General features: G+C 69.5%; 2 protein-coding genes and 1 pseudogene. All 3 read left to right on the top strand.

Annotated elements, in window-relative coordinates; translation table 11 throughout:
• A pseudogene (locus tag AC08OP_RS23475) lies at positions 1-551 on the top strand (hypothetical protein); the annotation flags it as partial.
• Between the two features lie 47 nt (positions 552-598).
• The gene (locus AC08OP_RS23470) at positions 599-1657 is read left to right on the top strand and encodes an HNH endonuclease (RefSeq protein ID WP_476616155.1); all 1059 of its coding nucleotides are present in this window, start codon (positions 599-601) and stop codon (positions 1655-1657) included.
• Between the two features lie 195 nt (positions 1658-1852).
• Positions 1853-3004 carry a GntG family PLP-dependent aldolase gene (locus AC08OP_RS23465; protein WP_476616154.1) on the top strand — a complete coding sequence of 384 codons (1152 nt, stop codon included), beginning with the start codon at positions 1853-1855 and terminating at the stop codon, positions 3002-3004.
• Positions 3005-3037: the final 33 nt, after the last annotated feature.

Below are 3037 nucleotides of genomic sequence, written 5' to 3'. Positions count from 1 at the left end.
GCGCCCGTCCCGCCTTCGCCGCGTTCCGGGACCTCCCGGTGGCCCGGCAGAACCACTTCCCGTTCGACTCGCTCGAGGATTTCATCGAGAACGGTTCCGCGCTCGCCGGGTCCGCCGAGCAGATAACCGAGAAACTACTCGACCTCCACCGTCTGTTCGGCAACCAGGTGCTCGGTGTCGGGGTGGAGGGTTTCTTCTTCGCCTGTCGCCGACGGTCGGCGGGCGCCGGCCGTGGGATCCGGGTCGGCGTACGGCGGCCGTGCACGGCGGCCGTGAGTACGGATCAGCGTGCGGCAGTGGTGAACACCCGGTCCTCGCCGTCGGACGTGTCGCACACCCCGGCGACCGCTCCGACCGCCGGAGTGGCGGCGATGACGGCTTCCAGCAAGGTGCGGGCGGTGGCGAGGTCATCGATGGCCGTGGCGATCCGGCCCCGTTCCCGCTGGAGGTGGGGCAGCAGCTCGGCCGCTCGGCAGCCCGGATGCCCTGACCTGGACGCTACGTCTTCAGGCAACCCGTCCACGACACGGAGACATCACGACCCTCCATAATCGGCACCCATGTCGACTCTTCCGACATCGACGCTTAAGATAACCTAATGCCTGAGCTCGGGGACTACATAGGCATCACCTCAGGAGCTGCCGACCGCCAATGGGCCCGGGTGCTGGCCCGCATGCCGCGCTCATCCGAGGTGAAAGCTCGCCAGGAGACGTTCACTCCCGTCGAGACGCTTCTCTGCCTAGCCGCCTCCTTGAACGTCAACCACCGTCACTACGGGGGGTCGACGAGCCATAAAGCGCCATCACCAGTGCCCGAGCTTGCACGACTGTTCCGCCGCACACCCGCTTCGATCCTTGCAAAGATGGCGAACCTCGACGGCTCCCGGCCGAACGGTGCACGCCATGAAGTCGAGACCGCAGCCATTCTGCTCAACGACCCGAACCGCCTCTCCGCCATCTACACGATGATCCTCGCCGCGGGACGCGCCGCCGGGGTCACCGCCACCGATCTGCCCGACTTCCTCGGCCTCGGCGACGACCCCCTGCTTCTACTTGGGCAGGATGAGCTAGCCGACACCGACATCCAGGACGCCTTCACCACATCACAGCCTGGAGATTCCACCGAACATCCCGTAGATCCGATCACTACCAGGGTATTAATCGGCGCCGCCCGCGTCGGTCAACATCGCTTCGCCCGCGAGGTGCTAGCCAACTGTGGCCAACACTGCGTGTTCTGCGGCCTCACCCCCAGTGGCGATCTCCTGCGGCGACGCCTTCTCCGCGCCTCACACATCAAGCCATGGCGGACCTGTACCAACCGGGAACGTCTCGACGTCACCAACGGTCTCGCTGCCTGCCCCAACCACGATGCCGCCTTTGATGCCGGTCTGCTCTACCTCACCGACGACCTTACAATCCAGGTGAGCCCGGCTCTCGCCAAAGCCATGGACGAGGACCCAGGGACGGCTGCAGCGTTTGGTCGTCCACCACTTGCTAATAACCTTCTTCTACCCACCACCGCCGCCCTGCCTCGTGTAACCTATCTCGATTGGCATCGACGTCACCTTGTCCCGCCACGACCTGTTGCGCCGGGAGTCTGGCAGACGAATGGCCTCGCTTCCGATCTCACTTACCTGCATTCATCACCGGTCATGTAAGAACTGCGGATCCCTCGGCCTCCGTGTTGGGCTGGGCAGACACCGCCGGGCTGAGGAATGCCGAGGGCGAAGCAGCAGCAGGTCGCGCACCCGTTCGCCGAGTACCCGCTGGGGCGTACACCCAGGCTCGCACGCTCACCAACGGGCCGCCAATAGTCCGGAACGCCCTGGCGTAGGTAGCTACCATCACAAGGCATGATCTCCGATGCCACAGGTGACGGCTCTCCGAGGATCAACGACGAACCGGCCGCGTCCAGCCGGCCGCGGGTGGCGAACCGGCCGGACCCGCGCCCAGCCGGGCCCGTGGACCTGCGCAGCGACACCGTGACCCGGCCGACCGCGGCGATGCGCCGGGCCATGGCGTCGGCCGAGGTGGGCGACGACCACTACGGCGAGGATCCGTCCGTCCGCGCGCTGGAGGAGTACACCGCGGACCTGCTCGGCCACGAGGCCGCCGTGTTCGTGCCGAGCGGGACCATGGGCAACTTCGTCGCGTTGCGGTCCAGCGCGCCGGTCGGCACCGAGATCATCGCCGACACCGAGGCCCACATCGTCACCTACGAGCTCGGCGGGCTGGCCGCGCTCGGCGGGGTGCAGACCCGCACCCTGCCCGGCCTCACCGCGGCGGCGGACCTGGCGGACGTGGCCGCCGCGATCCGCGCGCACAGCGTCACCGGCAACTACAGCATGGTCAGGACCAGTGTGCTGGCCGTGGAGAACACCCATGCCCGCTCCGGCGGCCGGGTCTGGTCGCTCGGCCGGCTGGCGGAGTTCCGCGCCATCGCCGACTCCGCCGGCGTGGCGCTGCACTGCGACGGCGCGCGGCTGTGGAACGCCGCGGTCGCGAGCGCCGTCCCGCCGCGTCGCCTCGCGGCCGCCTTCACGACCCTGTCGGTGTGCCTGTCCAAGGGGCTGGGCGCGCCGGTCGGCTCCCTGGTCGTCTGTGATGCCGGCCGCGTCGGCACCGTCCGGGAGTGGCGCCGGCGGCTCGGCGGCGGGATGCGCCAGGCCGGCGGGTTGGCCGCGGCCGGCCTGCACGCGCTGCACCACCACGTCGACCGGCTCGCGGAGGACCATCGACGCGCCGCCGAACTCGCCGCGCTGCTGGCCGACGCCGCACCCGGCCGCGTCGACCCGAAGGCGGTGGAGACCAACATGGTGCTGGTCCAGGTCACCAACGCCGGAGCCGTCGCGGCGCGCGCCGCCGAGCAGGGCGTGCTGGTCGGGGCGACCGGGCCGACCACGCTGCGGATCGTCACCCACCTCGACGTGGACGACGCGGGCATCCGCCACGCCGGGTCTGTCCTCGCCCGCCTGTTGCGCGCCCAGCCGCCGGTGGCGGCTTGAGCCGGGTCCCACCTGAGCCGGGCCGGATCCCTC

The sequence above is a fragment of the Frankia sp. CeRuru1 genome (genome assembly GCF_977966315.1).
The sequence above is the reverse complement of the archived record's forward strand: the minus strand, read 5'-3'. Positions and strand labels throughout refer to the sequence as shown.

Excerpts from the sequence above, each read along its gene's own strand:
- AC08OP_RS23465 (WP_476616154.1), top strand. The coding sequence starts at position 1,853 with ATGATCTCCGATGCCACAGGTGACGGCTCTCCGAGGATCAACGACGAA.
- AC08OP_RS23470 (WP_476616155.1), top strand. The coding sequence starts at position 599 with ATGCCTGAGCTCGGGGACTACATAGGCATCACCTCAGGAGCTGCCGAC.